Raw genomic sequence first — 21,165 nt, forward strand, 5'->3', positions numbered from 1 at the left:
TACATCACCAGCTTCGCCGGGTTTTTCCCCGCGCGGCAATCAACCAGATGCCTCCTATTATCAGCGCAATGGCAACCAAATAGATCAGCGCCAGCGAAAATAAGGTGATGCCGAACAATATGACGGACACGGCTCCCACAATGACAGCCGCAATCATAACCCCGTTTTGGCGGACGGAGGAGAAAAATTCATACTCGTACAGTCCGACAGCGATTCCGAGGATAAATCCGGGCCAGCTGTACTTGAGGGTGGTCCATCCCCAAATGTTCGCAATAATAAACAGAACACCGTAAACGGTCAGAATCCCGCCGGGCAGAAGCAGCTCGGACGGCCCTTTTCTCCAAAAATGCCACAGGTGAAATACAATGCCCGGTATCAGCAACAGTAGCGGCCAAAGCGCCTTTCCAAGAAAACTGAATACCCCGAGTTTCCCAAGCAGGATGATGATCCCGGCAGCCAGAATCAAAATTCCGGTCATTAGCTTGTTGTTATCGGACATCCCATCACACACCTTCCGGTTAGACAATGAGGGACATGCCGCGGCAAATTACGACATTCCCTTTATGATTTCAGTTTAAATGAAAACAGCATAAAAAACCACTCTCTCCCGGATCAAGAGAGTGATTTTTTCATGCCTCGGTCCGCAAATTGAATCCGGCTGGAGTTCAGCGACCGGCCTGATATTTTTTCACCCAGCCGAACATAATAACGAGCGCGGCCAGTGCAACCGGCAGCATGTTCGCAAGTGCCGGCAGAGTCGTCTCAAGCAGCCCCCCAAGCTTGGGATCATGCAGCAGCATATCTCCTGCCGTATAGCCAAGAATTCCGGCGCCGGCATAAGTCAGTATTGGCAGGCGCTGCAGCCAGTCCGCAATCAGATTACTGCCCCAGACCACGATCGGGATGCTGATCGCAATCCCAATAACGAGGATGGCGAGATCCCCGTCGGCCAGTGCCGCAATCGCAAGCACATTATCGAGACTCATAATAAAATCCGCCGCGAGAATGGTTCGGATCGCACGCCACATCGTACCCGCTTCACGAACTCGCGTAGTCTCGTCGTGGGGTAATAGAAGCTTAAAGGCAATGCCTGCAAGCAATAGTCCGCCGGCTGCCTGAATAAACGGAATTTGCAGCAGAACCACAGCAATCCATGACAAGAGACAACGAAGCAATACCGCTCCCAGTGCCCCCCACCATACGGCCCGTTTGCGCTGCTGGAGCGGCAGTTCCTTGCTTGCCATCGCAATAACAAGAGCGTTGTCGCCGCTGAGCACCAAATTTATGATCAGAATTTCTGAAAGCAGTATCAGCTGATCCACGCTTATCCCCCTTTTTGAACAACCTCTTATCATTTTTATGAGGTAAGTGGGCAAGCTATGTCTTTATCCTTTTGTAAAAATAATCTGGACAAATGAATCCATTTGGTTAATTAATACGTATATACGTCTGAAGAGGAAGTGACATAAGTGGAATTTTTCAGTGCAACATTTTTTCTCTCTCTGATCAATATCATTTTTATCGATTTGATTTTGGCTGGAGATAACGCAATTGTCATCGGAATGGCGGCTAGAAAGCTTCCCAAGACAGTTCAGAAGAAGGCGATCCTTTACGGTACGGCCGGCGCTATTCTGCTTCGCATCGCCGCCACGCTTGTGGTCGTCTGGCTGTTGGGAATTCCTTGGCTGCTTGCGGTTGGCGGACTCATGCTCATCTTTATCGCTTATAAAGTGCTTGCCGATGAAGGTGATCACGATTCCGTCGAAGCCAAAGATTCGCTTTGGCCTGCGGTACGAACTATTGTCATTGCGGATGCCGCGATGGGGCTGGATAACGTAATCGCTGTAGCCGGCGCATCGGGACAACATACAATTCTTGTAATCATCGGACTGCTGATCAGTGTGCCGATCGTCGTGTGGGGAAGCACCTTATTTATTAAGCTGCTCGGAATGTTTCCCTGGATCGCCTATGTCGGGGCGGCCGTGCTGGCCTACACCGCAGCTCATATGATTACCGAAGAACCGCATTTCATTGGCTTTTTTGAGGACAACCCTATTCTGCGGTACCTGTTTATCGCGCTCGTTATGGCCGGTGTGCTATTTGCCGGTTATAGAACGAAACAAAAGCACCGCGAGAAGGAAGAGGAAAAACGCCGGTCCCATCCGGCTACCCGTTAAACATCGGTGCCAAGATAAAACAAATCGCTCCCGGACCGGCCTGAGGCCAGCGGGAGCGATTTGTTTTATTTCTTAGGCGATGAATTCAGCTAAGCTTTGCGTCAAATTGATGCGTAGGTTTTGGGATAACTGAAGTTTTGGTAGTGCGCGTCCGATGACAAAAGTCAAGAGAAAAGAGCGACGAACAATGGAGAGGGCAGCGTAAAACCGGAGCATTTAAAACCAATTGTTGTCGATAGTCCCTGCTCCCGCCATATTCCCGCTGCTGATATCATCAGGGGATGATCTAACAACTTCCTCATGCGGCTTGATGATCAGGGTTTCCGTATCCCGTACGGCAGTTTCGATTTGTTCGGCAAGACCGTTCAAGCCCGCTTCAATCTTCTCGATAATCCGCAGATTCGGATTCGTTGTCGGCGATTTCGGTACGAACAATGTGCAGCAGTCCTCATATGGCAGAATGGACAAATCAAAGGTGCCTATTCTCTTGGCCAGACTAATGATTTCATCTTTATCGCTCATTACAAGCGGCCGCAGCAGCGGCAGCTCGGTAGCCCGGCCAATCACGTTCATACTCGGCAAAGTCTGGCTCGCCACCTGGCCGAGGCTGTCTCCGGTGACAAGTGCCAGCGCCCCGTTTTTTTCGGCCAGCAAGGAAGCGATTCTCAGCATCGACCTGCGCATTAGCGTAATGATCAAATTATCCTGTCCGGTACCGGCAAGCGAAGTTTGGATCTCCGTAAAAGGAACCAGATGAAGCTTAACTTGCCCAGCATAGCGGGAAAGCACTTTAGCCAGTTCGATCACTTTTTCCTCCGCCTTCTTGCTTGTAAACGGATAGCTGTGGAAATGAACGCATTCGATCTCAAGTCCGCGTCTCATCGCGGACCAGCCTGCCACAGGGCTATCAATACCGCCGGAGAGCAGCAGCATCGCCTTCCCGTTGGTGCCTAGCGGAAATCCGCCTGCGGCCGGGATAACCTCGGAATAAAGATAAGTGCCTTGCTCCCGGATCTCCACGCGCAGCTCGAGCTCGGGGTGATGGACATCCACTTTCAAGCCGGGGGCAGCCTGCAGGATCGGTCCCCCGACGAGCCGATTCATTTCCTGCGAGCCGTAGGGGAACTCCTTCCATACTCTGCGGGCGTTCACTTTAAAAGGAATATGCCGGTCGGCAGGCACGCTTCCCACGAATTCTTTTGCCGCGCTAATGATGTCCTCCAGTCTGGAAGGAGAGACTTTGACCGGGCTAATCGAAGTTATGCCGAATACATGTTTAAGGGATTCGCTGACCTCTCTCGCCGGTTCCCCATGGAGTTCGACATAAATCCGCCCGTATTCCCGGATTACCTTCGTTGCAGGATACGGCTTAAGCAGCGATTTCACGTGGGCCAGCGCGGCCTTTTCGAACCGGGACCTATTTTTTCCCTTGATTGTAATTTCTCCAAAACGAAGCAGCAGCATATCATATGATGTCATGGTCATCTCTCTCCCTTTAAATTCCTTACACGCCGTACACATTTATTGAGCGCCTCCAGCAGATCCGCAATATCCTTGCCCGTATGCTCCTCACCCAGACTGATTCGAATGCCCGCTGCGGCAGCCTCGGGACTTTTGCCCATCGCAAGCAAAATCCGGCTTGGCTCGGCCCGTTTGGAAGAGCAGGCCGACCGGGTCGATACCAGGAACCCTTCTTCCTCCAACATGTGCAAGAAAGCTTCGGATTTCATTCCGGGATAAGAGAAATGAACGATATGCGGTGCGCCGTGAGTCTCCTCCAACGCAGAATTCAACTCCAGCTCCGGAAGAGTGGCTATGCCGCGAATCAGTTTATCTTTAAGCGATCTAAGGTGAACTGCCCGCTCGGGGCCCCCTTCCTTGGCCAGCCGGATCGCCTTGGACATGCCAACGGCATACGGGATGTTCTCCGTTCCCGGCCGCCGCCCTTCCTCCTGGCCTCCACCGGCAAGCAGGGGCTGTAAGGTAACTCCATCGCGCACATACAACAGGCCGATCCCTTTCGGTCCCCTTAGTTTATGCGCGGACAAGCTGTATAAATCAATTCCGCTCTCCTTGATCGGCAGCTCTATTTTTCCAAACCCCTGAACTCCATCCACATGAAAAAGCACACGCGGATATTTCTCTTTCAGCAGGCTTCCTATTTCTGCTACAGGCTGAACGCTTCCTGTTTCATTATTGACATGCATCACGGACACCAGGACCGTATCCTTCCGGATAGCCTCGTCAACTTGCTCTACGGATACCCTGCCCTCTTTATTCACTGGTAAAAACGTAACTTCCCAGCCCCACTGCTCAAGCTGCCTGCAGCACTCATATACGGACGGATGTTCCGTGGCTGTAGTGATCAGGTGCTTGCCCCGTTTGACATACTGAAGCGCCGCGCCCTTAATAGCCATATTGTTGCTTTCCGTGGCTCCTGAAGTAAATACAATTTCGCCGGGCAAAACTCCCAGCGCTCCGGCACATACTTCCCGCGCCCTGCGCAGCAGCTTGCCGCTTTCTTCTCCAAGCCGGTGCAGAGATGACGGATTCCCATAATGCAGAGCCATCACTTCAGCAATGGTCCGGGTCACTTCGTCATATGGAGGCGTGGTTGCCGCGTGATCAAAATATCTCATCTTTATTTCCTCCTGAACCAATCCAAATCAAATATAGACTTCAAAAAAAGATCAAAAGAAAAAACGCGAAAATCCGGCAGCCGGAGCGTTTTCCCATTTGATCTTTCCCTAGATGAACCCCTTACCTTAGCGGATTCAGTACAATCCATTCATTACCGTTTTGCCGTCAAACTGCATGGCATGCGTTAAATTTCATACTTGGAGCGTGCAGCCGCAATCTTAGCGATATAATTCTGCGTCTCCCGGGGAAGCAAGTGCAGCTTATCCATCAGTTCCTGGTCGTTGGAAATCCCCAGCTTTTGCAGCCTGCCCGGTCCGGCATTATAAGCTGCAAGCGCCGTGTTCTCATTGCCGCCAAACCGCTTGAGCTGATAGGACAAATAACGTGTTCCGCCGTCGATGTTCTGCCCCGGGTCAAACGGATTGCTCACGCCGAGCCCGTTGGCCGTTCCGTCCATAAGCTGCATCAATCCTTTAGCTCCAGCCGATGATACGGCCCCTGGGTTAAACGAGGATTCCGTCTCGATGACGGCTTTGATCAGACTTTCGGACACACCGTAATTGCGGCTGGCTTGGGTGATCAGTTCATCCAATTCTCCGCGTTCCTGGCCAATCGAGGCCGAGGGCCGATAAGCAGACGCCTCCACGGCTTGCCCACCGAGGACTTCGGCAGGTAAAGCCTGCGAGATCCACCCCTCATAACCGGAACCATAAGTAAGCGCAGATAACGGAAGCTTGCCCACCAGATCACTGGACTCGGTACGGCCTTCCGCCATCATCATTTCTTGAAGCAATATATCAAACAAGGAACCTTCGCCATCGACATTGGTACGTGCTGCCGCATTCCCTTGGAGGTCGATATCGTTAACGGTCTGTAACTGTATTAGCTGCGTCATGGTGCGTGGATCGATTTGCATGTTTGCTTGACTCCTCTTCACGTTAAAAAGGTGGTATACCCTATATTTTACACATGAATCGCAGGCTTGACCACCTATTTGTCGCAAAATGTAAAAATGCCTCGCTCCAGGTAAAAAAAGACCGACACCTTTGGCGTCGGTCCTTTTTACAAACTGCTCTCGTTTAGCGGGTAAAGGGTATAAGGACGAAATAACTCAGCGTGGCAACAACTCCAAGGCCGATTGCCCAGGCACCGGAAGTTTTATTACCCTGGCTGTAGGCGTAAAATCCCATCACTGCCGCCAAAGGTCCCAAGATGATGGACCACATGAAAAGCGACGCTATCCCGAAACCGACGCCCACATAGCCGACGGTTTTCCCTGCCGTAGCCGTGCCGTTTTCAGAGCGTTCTGCACGTACGGAATTGTCGGCATCGCGCCGTTCGCTTCGTCTGTCGGCGACGGTGCTCATCGGCACCACCTCTGCCGCGTACTCCTCCTGATGGGTCTTTCTAGGATAATCCACACGTTTTTTCGAGGAAACGGGATGGTCTTGTTTATCCTTTGTACGATCAGTCATCACAGCACCTCCTGAATTTGGCTTCCGGGTTACGACGATTTCGGCTTAAACGTATGACAGCAAGTTGCGGAAGACGAAGCGGCAGTGTCCTGATGCTCAGTATCAAACGATTCACCGGCAAATTCGGCGTTATAGCTCTGGTTTGCATGCTTATCGATATCGATCATGATCAGATCGGCCTGACAGAGGTTTTTTTCACCCCAATAGGTACAATTCGATACGCTGCATTTAACTATCGGTTTTTCGCCGTTTGGCATTATGATCACCTCACCGTTCATTTTCCCCGGAGGCCCGTGCCGGTATGCGGAGCGCCAGCTGTTAAATCGATACAAAAAAGATGCTGTGCAGGCATTTGCGGCATTTCTTCAGTTTGTCCATTTGACGATCCCCATATCGCAAAAAACGCTGGAAAACGTTACCCTTGACCTGCATTCACCGCGGTCCTTTAAGAATAAAACCATCGGTTTTACCTCATTCTATGTCTATCTTTATATTGTGCAAAGGAGGACCTACATGAGATGGCAGAGATGGGCTGCGCTGGCCCTTGCGGGAGTCGCCGCTGTTGCTCTTTACAACTTGATTCCGGATTCGTCCGCCCCTTCTGCTAACCGGCAAGCTGAGATCAAAACCGTTAAAAATCCGGCCGAGGAACATAAGCTGAAACAAATGATGCTGAAGCGCGACATGACCGCTACGGAACGCCTTGCAAGGCTGGACGCCAAGAGGCATCTTCGCCTGCTTGCCGATAAATTCGCCGCTGCACAGCCAGGGAAATTACCGACAGATGCCGGAGATTTACAGAAGGATCATAAACAATTTCCTTCCCTGCGTTGGTACACGGGGAAGCAGGAACGGGAATTTCGAGCGGCAAAATTCCGGCTGGAAGCAGCGGAGCAAAAACAGTTGGACACTTATTTGGGCTTCGCCCGGAATGCCCTCCGCAAAGGAAATTCTTATGAATCGCCTGGTTTTCCGCAGGGTAATCCGAAATATGTTGTAGCTGCAGAACCCGCTCAGGGCAAGAATCAACAGGGAATGATCGCAGTGCTGGATATGGGGATTTTAAGCCGGGTACAGGATCACCAACATAAAAATCTGCGCCTCATCTCTTATCCCAAAGAAGGAAAGTATAAGATCGAATCCGTCCATGCCGACACATTGCAGGATATTACCGTAAAAACCGGCCATGACAATGAAAAAGCGAGCCATTATTACGAAAACGAAATTGTCGTCACTTTCGGGAAGGCGCCTTCCGCTGCAGATATGAAGAAGATCGAGCGCGATCTGCGGTGCAATCCGGCGCAAAACATCGGCAACACTTATATTTTCCGTTCGGAATCGATGGATATGAAGCAATTGACAACGTATTTTAAAAAGCATTGGAAACCGAACCATGTCGAACCGCACTATCTGTACATGACCAATGAAAATGTAACCGGTCTGGGCGATGAGAATCCGGAAATCCCGAATGACCTGCTGTTCTCTGAATACCAATGGAATCTGCCGATCATCGAGACTAACCGGGGCTGGAAGTTGTCCAAAGGAAGCAACGATGTTATCGTAGGCGTCGTCGATACGGGCGTGGATCTGAAGCATCCCGATCTCCAAGGCCGGCTCCTGAAAGGATACAACGTCGTCTCACCGGGCGACGATCCCGTTGACGACGTTGGTCACGGCACCCATGTCGCCGGTATCATCTCCGCCAATGTGAACAATAACGAAGGAATTGCCGGAATGATGTGGGGAGGCAAAATCCTGCCCGTAAAAGCGCTGGACAAAACCGGATCCGGCACGACCTATTCCGTGGCCCAGGGAATCATCTGGGCTACCGATCACGGTGCCAAAGTGATCAATATGAGCCTCGGAAATTATGCGGATGCCCAGTTTCTGCATGAGGCGATCAAATACGCCTTTGATCGTGACGTGGTCCTAATTGCGGCAACCGGGAACGACAACACGGAGCGTCCGGGTTATCCGGCAGCCTATCCGGAGGTGCTGTCCGTCTCCGCGACGGATTACCACCTGCAGCGGGCATCATTCTCCAACTACGGCGATTACGTAGATGTGATGGCGCCGGGCGAAAGTATTGCGAGCACCTATCCCGACAACCAGTACGCCGCTTTATCGGGCACCTCCATGGCGAGCCCCCATGTATCCGCCTTGGCCGCTTTGATACGATCCGTGAACCCTAAATTAAAAAATACGGAAGTCATGGACATCATCCGCAAGAACGTTATTGATTTGGGGGATCCCGGTCACGACAAATACTTCGGATACGGCCAAATCGATGTCTTTTCGGCGCTGGAGTCGGCGCAGGGTAACTCGGCCCCCTTGCAGTTCTGGCCGCAGTCAATGCAGCGCAAAATGAACAAAATCCTGAATGACGCTATGTAAGACTACACTTTATGACTTCGCACAAAAAAACGGTTGGATGAGGAAATCCTCTATCCAACCGTTTTTGCATTTTTCCGCTATAAAAGTCCAATTTCCCATTCATACATGATGCATGTGAGTTGCAGTGAAGAAAGTTTGCCGTAAGCCGGGTTCTGTACTCTTTGCGGTAATAACGGGAACTACCCTCCCGCTTTGAGCGACAATCATCTATCTAGGCCGCACATTACTGGGCGGCTCCAGCGACCAACCCGGACGCGCCTCGGGCTAAGGCTGCTTCTCAGGGAAGCTGCGTCCCATTAGGTCTTGCTCCAGATGGGGTTTACCAGGAACGAAGTCACCAGCGTTCCTCGGGGTCTCTTACACCTCGGTTCCATCCTTGCCTGTGCACGCTTTGCAGCGGCCATCGGCGGTCCATTTCTGTGGCACTATCCTTCAGCTCGCGCCGACTGGACGTTATCCAGCACCCTGCCCTATGGAGCCCGGACTTTCCTCCCGCGGCCGTTAAGCCGCCGGCGATTGTCTGTCAAACTTTCGAAAGCAACACTTGATAGTATACAGGCATTGCCGCTGAATCACAAGTAGAAACTAGAGGAAATTAAACGGCTCCGTATGAACTCCGGAACTAAACACCTTGGTTTCGTATTTCCCTTCCTCCAGTTTTTCCTTTAACCACGCAGCCACCCGAGGCTTCATAATCTTCTCGGCGTTATGCCCCGGATCGATCAAGGTGAGTCCGGCCATCAACGCATCTTGGGCCGTATGGTAATCGATATCTCCCGTAACGAGCACCTCCGCTCCCCGGAACATCGCAGCCTTCCAGTATCTCCCGCCTGAGCCCCCGATCACCGCCGCTTTTTTAATCTGACGGTCCAAATCGCCGACCACTCGAACAAACGGTACATCCAGCTTCTCTTTCACACGCTGGACGAATTGTTTCAAAGTAACCGGCTCGTTCAGCTTGCCGACCCGTCCGAGTCCGAAGGTACGGCCCTTCAGGTCCATCGGATACAGATCGTAAGCCACCTCTTCATAAGGATGGCTTTTCAACATCGCTTGAATCACTTTGCTGCGAATGCTTTGAGGCACAATGGTTTCAATCCGGATTTCCTCCGCTTTTTCCAGTTGGCCCTGTTTCCCGATAAACGGATCAGTTCCTTCTCCAGGAACGAAGGTACCGTATCCTTCAATATTGAAGCTGCAATGGCTATAATTGCCGATAGCGCCCGCCCCTGCGTTCAGCACGGCATCCAGCACGCGTTGATGATGGTCCTTAGGCACGAATACAACAAGCTTGTACATATTGTCGGTGTGGATGTCTTCCACGGAAGAGCTGCTCTCAATACCGAGCACCTCCGCCATCCAATCGTTCATCCCGCCTTCGGTCACATCAAGGTTCGTATGTGCCACATAAACAGCAATATCATGTTTAATCAGTTTTTCATATACTTTGCCCATCGGCGTATCGCTCTGCAAATTCCGAAGCGGACGATAAATGATGGCGTGATGAGCAATGATTAAATTGGCTCCGAGCGCGATTGCTTCGTCGACCACCTCTTCATTCACATCAAGCGCGGTCAGTACGCCCGTAATTTCCTTTTGCAGCGTTCCAAGCTGAAGACCGATCTTGTCATCCTCCATCGCCACATGCTTGGGGGCAAGCTGCTCCATATACTGAATTACAGTTTGGCCTTTTGCAAACATGCCAGCACCTCCTTAAGCCGGTTTGAAAGTTGATTCAACGACTCTTCTTTCTCACGCGAAGATTCCTGTTTAGATGTGGCCACGGACTGCCGGATTTTATCCAGCTTATCGATTTCGGAGCGCCATTTGGCAAACCACACCTCGTCCTTCGATTCCGTCAAATGCGGACCCATAAGCAAAAGCAGATCTCTGGTAAGAGAAACCGTGCTGCCGGAAATCGTACGCTCCGAATATAATTGATCGTTGAGCTTGGCTGCATCCGGTCCTGTCTCCGCCGTAAGAATCTCATATATTTTGCCGTCTTCCTCAAGGATGATCTCCTCACTCAAATACCAGCCGTTTGCAATAAGCCAGCTCCTCACGATATCCTCCCCGACATTCGGCTGAAGGACAAGCCGCTTAACTCCCGCAAGCTTGTCTTTCCCTGCCTCCAGAATCGAGGCGATCAACGCTCCGCCCATACCGGCAATCGTGATGGCATCCACTTCTCCCGGCTCGACAACGGCCAGGCCGTCTCCTTTACGGACAGACACCCGCTTGCTCTCTCCGGCTTCGGCTACCTGCCGCTTGGCCGCTTCAAGAGGACCATCGTTTACTTCGCCCGCTACGGCAAAGGAGGCACGCCCGTTTTGTACCGCATAAACCGGAAGCAGGGCATGATCCGATCCTATATCCGCCAGCCTGCAACCGGGCGAAAGCCGGTCCGCAATATGCTGTAATCTTGCTGAAAGTTTCATGACGCAACCACACCCCCTATTTTTGGTATTTATCCTCCCAAGACCATTTGCAATGGTCTTGGAAAAAAGCTAAAATAAAGAACAATAAAGAAAAAGAAGGAAATACTTCCAAAAGAAAGAAGTCCAGGCCCTACATCTTTTTCTGTGAAAAAAAAGACCTTGCTGCTTAACTGCAGAAGGTCGGAATTTTCGCATTCGCTTATTCGAGGAAATCCTTCAGCCGTTTGCTTCGGCTAGGATGACGCAGCTTGCGGAGCGCCTTCGCCTCAATCTGGCGAATTCTTTCCCGCGTTACGCCAAACACCTTGCCTACTTCCTCCAATGTTCTCGTTCGGCCGTCATCCAAACCGAAACGCAGGCGAAGCACGTTCTCTTCGCGTTCCGTAAGCGTATCAAGAACATCCTCCAACTGTTCCTTCAGGAGTTCGTATGCAGCTGCATCGGCAGGCGCCAACGCTTCCTGGTCTTCGATAAAATCGCCGAGATGGGAGTCGTCTTCTTCCCCGATTGGCGTTTCCAACGATACAGGCTCTTGCGCGATTTTCATGATCTCGCGCACTTTTTCGACGCTGAGCTCCATCTCCGCAGCGATCTCTTCCGGCGCCGGTTCACGCCCTAACTCCTGCAGAAGTTGACGGGATACCCGGATCAGCTTATTGATCGTTTCCACCATATGCACCGGAATCCGGATCGTTCTGGCCTGGTCCGCAATGGCGCGGGTGATTGCCTGGCGAATCCACCATGTCGCATAGGTACTGAATTTAAAGCCTTTCTTATGGTCGAATTTCTCGACCGCTTTGATCAGGCCCATATTGCCTTCCTGGATTAAATCGAGAAACAGCATACCCCGGCCTACATAACGTTTGGCGATGCTGACCACGAGACGCAAGTTGGCTTCGGCAAGCCTGCGTTTGGCTTCCTCATCCCCGTTCTCTATGCGTTTGGCCAATTCCATTTCATCATCTGCCGACAAAAGAGGTACCCGACCGATTTCTTTCAGGTACATCCGAACCGGGTCATTGATTTTAATGCCGGGAGGCAGCGTTAAGTCATCTTCAAAGCTGAACTCATCGCTCGATTCGCGCCCTTCCTCGTCATTATTGCGGTTTGTCAGCTCTTCATCGCTGTCGCCCGTAATATCGATGCCCAAATCAGCCAAATGTTCATAAAACTCGTCCATCTGTTCGGGATCCTGTTCGAAAGGGGAGAGCTTCTCCATGATTTCTTTATAGGTCAATGAAGACCTCTTCTTACCCTGCTCAATCAGACGGTCCTTGACCTGATCCAAGGTTAGTTCAGTTTCTAGTTCAGTATGCTGATCATTCGTCATTTCTGGCTCCCTCCTCCCTAGAAACATCCGAAAGTCCATTCTTATAGAGGTTGTTCAAAAAGTCGGTTACTGATCTGACTTTTTAACACGCACTTCTACTGTCTCTCTAGGGCAATAATCTCACTTGCAATTTGTGCCGCACGCAAAAAATCCCCGGCCCGTTCAGCCGATACCATCTCTTCCTTCTTGCGCTTTATTTCTGCCTGCAGCGGGACCTTCTGGATTTCCCGGATACAATCATCCAGCTCCTGGGTGCTCCATTCTGCCGGCGTATCCATCATGGCGATGGAAATAACGGTTTGCTCCAGCTTGTCGTCCTGAAGCGATGAGATGAACCGGCTGGCATCAGGCGCTTTTCCCTGCGCATAATAGGCGTATAGATAAGCAGCGATCGCTGTATGTTCACCGATGTTAAAGCTGTCCCCTAGACGATCGCCCACATACCGGGCGACTTCGTCATCCTGAAGCATAAAGGAAAGCAGCCTACGTTCCGCAACATGATAAGCGGGCAGCAGAACCGGCATGGACGCCTGCCCCTTTTTATGCCTACCATTATTCCACCTTTTGGCCGTATTATCCCCCGCCGGTATCTTTTTTTGCATAGCCTGGCGCATTTCGTTGCATTCCTGCTTCAAGCTGTCAAACGATACCTGAAGATCGGCGGACATTTCCTTCAAATAAATCTCCCGCTCCGTCGGCGACGGCAAGGGTGCAATTACTTCGAGCGCATCTTTGATGTAAGCGACCTTTCCGTCTTCCTCTAGCAGTATATGGTTTTTTTTCAGATATATAAGCTTAAATTTGACGGATGAAACAGCTCCATCTAACACCTGATGCTTGAAACGCTCGGCCCCGTGCTTCTGAATAAATTCATCCGGATCCATCCCTTCGCTAAGCAGGGCGATTTTCGCGGTAAAACCAAGACTTTCCAAAATCGGAATGCTTTTGAGAGCTGCGGCTTGTCCCGCATTATCTCCGTCATAGCAAACGATGACTTCGTCCGCAAGACCCCTCATCATCGCCGCATGGCTTTCGGTCAATGCCGTTCCCATCGTGGCAACGCCATTATGTACGCCGGCTTCCCAAGCGCTGATGACATCGCCGTATCCTTCAAACAATACGATCTGCCGTGATTTCCGGATTTCCGCCTTCGCCTGGTGAAGATTGTAGAGCGTACGGCTCTTGCTGAACAATTTGCTCTCCGGCGAGTTCAAATATTTAGGCTGTCCCTCCCCGAGCACTCTTCCGGCAAAAGCAATCACCTTGCCATTCCGGTTGTGCAACGGAAATATCACCCTGTCGCGAAAACGGTCAACATAGCCGGTACCATCCTGCTTGGAAGATAATAAGCCGCCTTTCTCCATCGTTCCCAGATCAAAGGATCGCTTCTCCAAAAATTGAACGAGCGTATCCCAACGCGCCGGCGCATAGCCGATTTGGAACGTGTCGATGGCTTTGTCGGTAAACCCTCTGGATTTAAGATAATCCATAGCCGGTTTGCCGTGTTCCGTATTTTTCAGCAGAAAATGATACAGCTTGGACGTCCATTCATGGGCTTGCAGTTGTTGCTCTAATTCCAGATTTCGCGGCGCATCTCCCTGGCCGGCCGTTCCGTAATCAAACGGGATATGGGCTTCTTCGGCCATCATTCTGACCGCCTCCGGGAAAGTCAGGCCTTCGATCTCCATTCGGAATTTAATCGCGTTTCCGCCTTTGCCGCAGCCATAACAATGAAAAATTTGACGGTCGGGCGTCACCGTGAATGAAGGGGTTTTCTCCGAATGAAACGGACAAAGCCCTTTCATATATTTGCCCTGTTTTGTCAGATGAACGTGCTTGCCGACCGTATCGACGATATCATGCTGCCGCAAGACTGCCTCGATGACTTCCTCCGGAATACTTCCTCGTCCGGTACTCATCTAAACCACCTTCATCTTTCTTAAGACACGTAAATAATAATTCGCTAAAATTGTACATTCTCCTGCATATCTTGCAAAAGTTTTAACAATACCTCGGTAAAATGTCCCCGGTCCTCATCTGTAAAAGGCCGAGGCCCCTTGAAATAGCGCCCTCCGCGCCGTGCCTTGGCATGATGATGGCGGCGTTCGAGCAAATAATCAATATTCCCCGGGTCAAATATTTCGCCCCGGGGAGACAAAGTTCTGCATGATTTGGCAATCGCCAACGCCGCAAGTCCGTAATCCTGCGTGACGACGATATCGTGCTTGGCAATATGGTTGGCAATGTACAGATCGGCGCTTTGCTGACTGCGGTCAACCTGAACAATATCCACGCCTTCACTTCCGCGAAGCACATGATCGTAAGAGGAGACCATCAATACGCGGACTCCGTAGCTCCGCGCCGCTGCAACGATTTCTTCCTTGACAGGGCAGGAGTCCCCGTCAACGACAATTCGTATATCCATCAGACTCCCGCTCCCTTTCGCCGGAACTCCCGGCTGAATAAGATTAACTATACGTTACGCTCCAACGACTGCTTCTTAGTAAGCTCGGGGCCGCTCTCTTCCCTCTGACTGCAGCCTTCAGCCTCATAAAACAACTGCAAAACCTGCAGCTATTTTTGGCGTTTTGCCAACTGCCTCAAAATAACTGCAAAACTTACAGCTATTTCAGCCTTTTACCAACTGCCTCAAAATAACTGCAAAACTTACAGCTATTTCGGCCTTTTACCCTCAGTATCCCAAATTAACTGTAAAACCTACCGTTAATTTGAGCCATTATGCCAATTTCCCGCCGAAAGAACAAAATTAACTGCAGGTTCTACATCAAATTTGCTTCAAACAGCCTTACCGGCTTGAATTAGCTGCAGGTTTTACAGCTAATTCAAGCCAAGTCCGTATTTCGCTACTCCGTACTTTAACTTACTTCGAATCAAAGCCCGGCTTTTTGAACTACCTCTTCAAATCAGGTTCAAAAACCGGGCTTTCAGCACTGAGAAGTTGACTTCCTCTATATTATGCCCAGACTAGTTTGCTGAAATCGGCGAAGGCTTTAAGATCCCGATCGATTGCCGCCAACAAAGCAAGACGGTTCGTGCGGATTTCTTCATCCTCAGCCATGACCATAACCGCATCAAAGAAAACGGTGATGGCGTTCTTCAGTCCGCCGAGATGCTGCAATGCTTCAGCGGCATTGCGACTGTCCAGCGATTTCCGGTATTCCTCGGTCACTTTGCGCCAAGTATCATAAAGACCTTGTTCGGCAGGGTCGTCCAGCAAATCGGATCTTACTTTGGCGGCCGATGCTTTGGCGGCCAAATTGCTGACCCGGCCAAAGGATTCTACCGTCGACTTGAAATCGTCCTGCTCATTCACTGCAGCCATCAAAGCGGCGCCACGGGCAACCACGGAAACTACATCATCAAAGCCGGCGGTCATAACGGCATCAACCACATCGTAACGAAGGCTATCGGACAGTGTCTTTCTTACGCGCAAGCCGAAGAACTCCATCAGATCCTTCATGATTTCTTCCCGGGTCCGTTTCAGTTCATGGAAATGCTGATGAGTATCCAAAGCGATGGCAAAAATATCGCTAAGCTTTACCGCCAGCCCATGCTCCAGAATAATCTGAACGATACCGGCAGCCTGACGGCGAAGTCCGTACGGATCCTGCGATCCCGTCGGAATGATGCCGATGGAGAAGCATCCGGTAATCGTATCGATTTTATCGGCGATGCTCACGATAGAGCCGACGCTTGATGCAGGAGCGCTATCACCGGAAAACCGCGGCTGATAGTGTTCGAAGATCCCCTTCGCCACCGCCTCGGATTCTCCGGCCTTGCGCGCGTAATCTTCGCCCATAACGCCCTGCAACTCAGGGAATTCATAAACCATTTGCGTAACGAGGTCGAATTTGCAAATTTCCGCGGTACGGCTGACAGATTCCGCCGTTCCCGTATCAATGCCGATCAGATCGGACAGCTTTTCAGCATTCCGGCGGATCCGGCGCACTTTATCCCCGACCGTTCCCAGCTCTTCGTGGAACACAATGCTTTCCAGTTTCGAAAGTGCGTCCTTGATTGCCAGCTTCTGATCTTCCTCATAGAAAAACTTCGCGTCGGACAGACGGGCACGGAGAACCTTCTCATTCCCTCTTGCAATGACATCAAGGGAACGGTCATCCCCGTTTCGTACCGTAACAAAGAACGGCAGCAAAGCACCCTTTTCATCAAGTACCGGGAAATACCGCTGATGCTCACGCATCGAAGTAATCAGAACCTCCTGTGGAATGTTCAGGAAAGACTCTTCGAATTTGCCGAATAACACCGTCGGCGTCTCGACAAGGAATAGAACCTCTTCCAGCAGATCGTCCTTCACCGCGATATTCCAGCCTTTTTCTTCAGCCAAGGCCTTGATTTGATTCTTGATCTGCTCTTCCCGTTCGCTGACGTCGACGATTACATGTTGGGCACGCATCGCTTCAACGTACGCTGAAGGTACGGAAATAACCGTATCTTGACCAAGAAACCGGTGGCCTCTCGTGACGTTTCCGGACTTCACACCGGCTACTTCAAGCTCGATAATTTCTTCGCCGAACAGAGCTACCATCCAGCGGATCGGACGGACGAATTTGAAATCATAGCGACCCCAGCGCATGTTTTTCGGGAAGTTCATCGCATGCAGAATGCCGTTCAGACCATCGGCTACAATGGTTTTCGTTTCTACCCCTGCCCGGCTTTTGCTAACATAGATATATTCGGTTCCCGCAAGCTCCTTGAACGTAAATTGCTCAGGGTCAACGCCTTGACTTCGCGCAAATCCCAAAGCGGCTTTGCTCCATTCCCCGTTTTCGCCGAGAGCGATTTTGCGGGAAGGTCCTTTCACTTCCTCGTGAACATCCTCCTGCTTTTCGGCCACGTCTTTAACGAGCACAGCCAAACGACGAGGAGTTGCATAGCTCTCAACGGCTCCATGCGGAATCACGGATTCCTCGAGCCATTTTTCCAAACGATCCTTCAATTGCTCCATAGCCGCGCGGATAAAGCGGGCGGGCATTTCTTCCATTCCGATTTCAAACAACAGATCCTTAGTCACGGACAACGCCTCCTTTCTGCAGCATCGGGAATCCGAGCTTCTCACGTTCCTCCAAATAAGTGGCCGCCACCTGGCGGGCCAAATTCCGCACCCGGGTAATGTATCCTGTCCGTTCCGTCACGCTGATCGCGCCGCGGGCATCCAGCAGGTTGAAGGTGTGCGAACATTTCAGGACGTAATCATAAGCCGGGAATACAAGATGCTGCTCCATCGCTTTGCCCGCTTCCTGTTCGTACATATTGAACAAAGTGAACAACATTTTTACGTCGGAAATTTCAAAAGTATATTTCGAATGCTCGAATTCCGCTTGATGGAAGACGTCGCCATAGGTAGTACCGTCAACCCACTCCAAATCGAACACATTTTCTTTATCCTGAATATAAGAAGCCAGACGCTCCATACCGTAGGTAATTTCCACGGCAACGGGGTTAGTTTCAATGCCGCCGACCTGCTGGAAATACGTAAATTGCGTAATCTCCATGCCGTCGAGCCAAACTTCCCAACCGAGTCCCCATGCCCCAAGTCCCGGATGCTCCCAGTTATCCTCAACAAAACGGATATCATGCTCCAACGGATTGATACCGAGACGCTTCAGGCTCTCCAAATAAATCTCTTGAATATTATCCGGAGAAGGCTTCAAAATAACCTGAAACTGGTGATGCTGATACAGCCGGTTCGGGTTTTCCCCGTAACGTCCGTCGGCCGGACGGCGGGAAGGCTCAACGTAAGCCACATTCCACGGTTCCGGTCCGATGGAACGCAAGAAGGTCATCGGATTGAGCGTACCTGCGCCTTTCTCCACGTCATATGGCTGGACCACTATACAGTTTTGTTCCGCCCAGAACTGCTGCAGTGTCAAAATCATTTGTTGAAAATTCATGAACCACAACTCCTTACGCATATTTAGGTCAGTTCAGGTTTACGCACCGGAAGACGCAAATAAGCTCCCGTCGCCTACGCCTGCTGCCAGACATAGGGACGAGAGCAAAAGTCCCGCGGTTCCACCCTACTTGATTTGCGAAGCGCCGGTCATTAACGGCCCGACACAAATCCACTTTTCACGAACAAATTCCCACACTCCCGGGGCGCCATTTCATGAGTTTTCCGGCCAGGCTTGCACTATCCCCGGCTCGCTATTCGGCCCAAGCTCATTACTTTTCCCGTTCGACGCATGAGTCTCCGATAAAAGGCATTTTAATGCCCATTTAAAGAAGAAATTCTCATCTATAATATATGATAATAGGTCGTTCGTCAAATTTCGTATTTGTCCAATTGGTCTAGAAATTGAAGGGATTTAAGCCTGAGTCCAAGCTGCATATCCATAAATGCTCTCATGACGGATTTCAGCTCTTTTTTCGTCGCATCCTTCACTTCGATATTGCCAAGCCTTCTAAGATCCATTTTCTCAAAAAGAGACAATAATTTATAGGTTCCTGGCGTCAATTGCAACGCCGCCGGATCGTGATTACGGCATGCACGACATAATTTGCCTCCAAGCCGGGGGCTGACCGTAAGAGAATCATCGACCCGTCCGCAGGAAATACATGATTCAAACGAGGGTCCGTACCCTGCCGCCTGCAATATTTTCATCTCAAATAGATGGATAACGATCTGTGGATCTTTTCCGGCCGAAAGTCCTTCCAGGCACGCTTTCAGCTGCGTGAACCAAAAGCTTCCCACTTCTTCGTCCTGTAGCGTCTTGTCGAGCAATTCGCAAGCATAAGAAGCATAAGCAGCCAGATACAGGTCTTCACGTAAAGAAAAGTGAGATTCAATAATCTCACCTGAATTCAAAGTACCTAATCCTCTGTTTTGGCGAAAAAATGCAAATTCCCCAAAAGTAAAAAGCTGTGTAAGTGCAGCATGACGGCTTTTTACTTTTTTTGCTCCGCGTACCAGTACCCCGATTTTTCCATGGGACTCCGTGCAGAGCGTAATGATTTTGTTTCCCTCGCCGTAGTCCATGCTGCGGATGACGATTCCCTCCACCCTGTATAGCATGTCTCTTCCCCCAAGCCTGACCTCATTCTAATAAAAATACCAGCGCCGAATTATTCGGCCTGTTCTTCCGGAACAAAAATCTCCTCCGCTGCCGCGGCTTCCTCCTCGGAATTGCCGCCAGCTTCTTTGTATAACAAATAAGCGTCGACATCTCCAGTCATTGAAAAATACTTCCACGAAAAATCTCGCATTCGTATTCACCCTTTCTTCGGAAAGACGCCTGCATCTTCAAAGAATAGGATGCGCGGGTGAACACGAACTATGCGTTGCAATAACTCCCAACATAAAGAGTTAAATAAATTATTTAAGCATCTCTGTGGAATCCGAGATCTTTTAATACGCGGTCCTGGTTACGCCAATCTTTCTTCACTTTAACCCAAAGCTCGAGGAAAATCTTGGAGCCCAGCAAATTCTCGATGTCATGTCTCGCCAATTTACCGACTTCCTTAAGCAGCGAGCCCTGCTTCCCGATAATGATCCCTTTTTGGGAATCCCGCTCCACAAATATGACAGCCGAGATATATACGACACCGTTATCCTCGACGCGCATATCTTCGATAGTTACGGCGATGGAATGAGGCACCTCTTCCCGGGTTAAGTGCAAAATTTTCTCCCGGATGAGCTCCGCGCAGACGAATTGCTCCGGATGATCGGTCACCTGGTCTTCCGGATAGTATTGCGGGCCTTCCGGCAGATACTTGCCAATCTGTTCCAGCAATGTATTCACATTATTACCCAGCTTAGCCGAGATAGGAACGATTTCCGCAAAATCGTACAGCTTCCGGTACTCCTCGATAATCGGCAGCAATTCTTCCGGCTGTATACGATCGATTTTGTTCAGAACGAGAATGACAGGAGTGCGGAGATCTTTCAGCCGCTCGATAATAAAACGGTCGCCTCCGCCCAATCCCTCGGCCGTATCGACGAGGAACAGAACCGCTTCCACTTCTCCGAGCGTATTCAGTGCTGTCGTATTCATATAATCTCCGAGCTTCGACTGGCGCTTATGGATACCTGGCGTATCCAGGAAAACAACCTGCATTTCCTCGGATGTATATACCCCATGAATTTTATTCCGCGTCGTTTGCGGTTTGTCGGACATGATTGCGATTTTTTGACCGATGATTTGATTCATCAAGGTCGATTTGCCGACATTCGGCCGGCCTACGATGGCCACAAAGCCGGATTTAAATTTATTTTTAGCCATGATGTTATTCCTTTCCGTACAGGAAACCTTTGTTATTTTTCGTTCAAATCGGAGGAGCTGAAATAGTAAGGAAGCAGTTCGCCAACCGTAGTCTCGCGGATATCCCCTTTGAGGTTGCCGAGAATGACCGGCATATCCGGTCCGCACAACTCAAGCATTACCTGCCGGCAGACGCCGCATGGCGAGATCGGACCTTCCGTATCGCCGACTACCGCTATAGCCTTGAAGGTACGAGGCTGAAGGCCGTCCGCGATCGCCCTGAAAATAGCCGTACGCTCGCCGCAGTTGGTCGGTCCATAGGCCGCATTTTCAATATTGCAGCCACGGTGGACACGGCCTTCCTGATCCAGCAGGGCCGCTCCCACTCCAAAACCCGAATAAGGTATATAGGCGGCCGTCCGGGCTTTAATCGCTTCCTGAAGCAAAGCGCTGTAATCGATATTCATACTC

Annotated in this window: 20 protein-coding genes and 1 other RNA gene; 2 read left to right on the plus strand and 19 right to left on the minus strand. The window is 50.6% G+C overall.

Going from position 1 to position 21,165, the window contains the following annotated elements; all coding sequences use genetic code 11:
* Window positions 1-4 precede the first annotated feature (4 nt).
* On the minus strand, window positions 5-478 hold the full coding sequence (locus KB559_RS01540; protein WP_247681492.1) for a hypothetical protein: 474 nt from the start codon (window positions 476-478) through the stop codon (window positions 5-7).
* 187 nt (window positions 479-665) lie between these two features.
* Window positions 666-1,322 carry a TerC family protein gene (locus KB559_RS01545; protein WP_211019822.1) on the minus strand — a complete coding sequence of 219 codons (657 nt, stop codon included), beginning with the start codon at window positions 1,320-1,322 and terminating at the stop codon, window positions 666-668.
* 147 nt (window positions 1,323-1,469) lie between these two features.
* Between KB559_RS01545 and KB559_RS01550 the strand changes: the two genes are divergently transcribed.
* On the plus strand, window positions 1,470-2,177 hold the full coding sequence (locus KB559_RS01550; protein WP_211019823.1) for a TerC family protein: 708 nt from the start codon (window positions 1,470-1,472) through the stop codon (window positions 2,175-2,177).
* 216 nt (window positions 2,178-2,393) lie between these two features.
* Here KB559_RS01550 and thiI read toward each other — a convergent pair whose 3' ends face one another.
* From thiI to KB559_RS01575, 5 genes are all read right to left on the minus strand, one after another.
* The gene (gene thiI, locus KB559_RS01555) at window positions 2,394-3,656 is read right to left on the minus strand and encodes a tRNA uracil 4-sulfurtransferase ThiI (protein WP_211019824.1); all 1,263 of its coding nucleotides are present in this window, start codon (window positions 3,654-3,656) and stop codon (window positions 2,394-2,396) included.
* A 2-nt stretch (window positions 3,657-3,658) separates the two neighbouring features.
* The gene (locus KB559_RS01560) at window positions 3,659-4,816 is read right to left on the minus strand and encodes a cysteine desulfurase family protein (protein WP_211019825.1); all 1,158 of its coding nucleotides are present in this window, start codon (window positions 4,814-4,816) and stop codon (window positions 3,659-3,661) included.
* A gap of 185 nt (window positions 4,817-5,001) precedes the next feature.
* Window positions 5,002-5,733 carry a lytic transglycosylase domain-containing protein gene (locus KB559_RS01565; protein ID WP_211019826.1) on the minus strand — a complete coding sequence of 244 codons (732 nt, stop codon included), beginning with the start codon at window positions 5,731-5,733 and terminating at the stop codon, window positions 5,002-5,004.
* Window positions 5,734-5,896: 163 nt separating this feature from the next.
* A complete protein-coding gene (locus KB559_RS01570; RefSeq protein WP_211019827.1) occupies window positions 5,897-6,292 on the minus strand; it encodes a hypothetical protein in 396 nt (131 codons plus the stop codon).
* 29 nt (window positions 6,293-6,321) lie between these two features.
* On the minus strand, window positions 6,322-6,549 hold the full coding sequence (locus tag KB559_RS01575; RefSeq protein WP_211019828.1) for a DUF1540 domain-containing protein: 228 nt from the start codon (window positions 6,547-6,549) through the stop codon (window positions 6,322-6,324).
* Window positions 6,550-6,805: 256 nt separating this feature from the next.
* Between KB559_RS01575 and KB559_RS01580 the strand changes: the two genes are divergently transcribed.
* Window positions 6,806-8,686, plus strand: coding sequence for a S8 family peptidase (locus KB559_RS01580; RefSeq protein ID WP_211019829.1), 1,881 nt, complete (start codon window positions 6,806-6,808; stop codon window positions 8,684-8,686).
* Between the two features lie 126 nt (window positions 8,687-8,812).
* Here KB559_RS01580 and rnpB read toward each other — a convergent pair.
* The 12 genes from rnpB to KB559_RS01640 all read right to left on the minus strand — a co-directional run bounded on the left by rnpB (window position 8,813) and on the right by KB559_RS01640 (window position 21,161).
* An RNA gene (gene rnpB / locus KB559_RS01585) (RNase P RNA component class A) lies at window positions 8,813-9,218 on the minus strand.
* A 53-nt stretch (window positions 9,219-9,271) separates the two neighbouring features.
* Complete coding sequence (locus KB559_RS01590; RefSeq protein WP_211019830.1) at window positions 9,272-10,387, minus strand: Nif3-like dinuclear metal center hexameric protein; 1,116 nt, start codon at window positions 10,385-10,387, stop codon at window positions 9,272-9,274.
* On the minus strand, window positions 10,363-11,124 hold the full coding sequence (locus KB559_RS01595; RefSeq protein WP_211019831.1) for a tRNA (adenine(22)-N(1))-methyltransferase: 762 nt from the start codon (window positions 11,122-11,124) through the stop codon (window positions 10,363-10,365). Before KB559_RS01595 ends, KB559_RS01590 begins: the two co-directional genes overlap by 25 nt.
* 199 nt (window positions 11,125-11,323) lie before the next feature.
* Window positions 11,324-12,454 carry an RNA polymerase sigma factor RpoD gene (rpoD, locus tag KB559_RS01600; RefSeq protein WP_211019832.1) on the minus strand — a complete coding sequence of 377 codons (1,131 nt, stop codon included), beginning with the start codon at window positions 12,452-12,454 and terminating at the stop codon, window positions 11,324-11,326.
* Window positions 12,455-12,549: 95 nt separating this feature from the next.
* A complete protein-coding gene (gene dnaG / locus KB559_RS01605; protein WP_211019833.1) occupies window positions 12,550-14,373 on the minus strand; it encodes a DNA primase in 1,824 nt (607 codons plus the stop codon).
* A 44-nt stretch (window positions 14,374-14,417) separates the two neighbouring features.
* Window positions 14,418-14,879 carry a YaiI/YqxD family protein gene (locus KB559_RS01610; protein ID WP_211019834.1) on the minus strand — a complete coding sequence of 154 codons (462 nt, stop codon included), beginning with the start codon at window positions 14,877-14,879 and terminating at the stop codon, window positions 14,418-14,420.
* A 549-nt stretch (window positions 14,880-15,428) separates the two neighbouring features.
* Complete coding sequence (glyS, locus tag KB559_RS01615) at window positions 15,429-17,507, minus strand: glycine--tRNA ligase subunit beta (protein WP_211019835.1); 2,079 nt, start codon at window positions 17,505-17,507, stop codon at window positions 15,429-15,431.
* Window positions 17,500-18,387, minus strand: coding sequence for a glycine--tRNA ligase subunit alpha (glyQ, locus tag KB559_RS01620; protein WP_211019836.1), 888 nt, complete (start codon window positions 18,385-18,387; stop codon window positions 17,500-17,502). Before glyQ ends, glyS begins: the two co-directional genes overlap by 8 nt.
* A 371-nt stretch (window positions 18,388-18,758) precedes the next feature.
* A complete protein-coding gene (gene recO / locus KB559_RS01625) occupies window positions 18,759-19,508 on the minus strand; it encodes a DNA repair protein RecO (protein ID WP_211019837.1) in 750 nt (249 codons plus the stop codon).
* Window positions 19,509-19,558: 50 nt separating this feature from the next.
* Window positions 19,559-19,699 carry a YqzL family protein gene (locus tag KB559_RS01630; protein WP_211019838.1) on the minus strand — a complete coding sequence of 47 codons (141 nt, stop codon included), beginning with the start codon at window positions 19,697-19,699 and terminating at the stop codon, window positions 19,559-19,561.
* 113 nt (window positions 19,700-19,812) lie between these two features.
* A complete protein-coding gene (gene era / locus KB559_RS01635; protein WP_211019839.1) occupies window positions 19,813-20,715 on the minus strand; it encodes a GTPase Era in 903 nt (300 codons plus the stop codon).
* A gap of 32 nt (window positions 20,716-20,747) precedes the next feature.
* The gene (locus KB559_RS01640) at window positions 20,748-21,161 is read right to left on the minus strand and encodes a cytidine deaminase (RefSeq protein ID WP_247681494.1); all 414 of its coding nucleotides are present in this window, start codon (window positions 21,159-21,161) and stop codon (window positions 20,748-20,750) included.
* Window positions 21,162-21,165: the final 4 nt, after the last annotated feature.

It is taken from the genome of Paenibacillus sp. Marseille-P2973, from assembly GCF_018101095.1.
Taxonomy (GTDB): domain Bacteria; phylum Bacillota; class Bacilli; order Paenibacillales; family Paenibacillaceae; genus Fontibacillus; species Fontibacillus vini.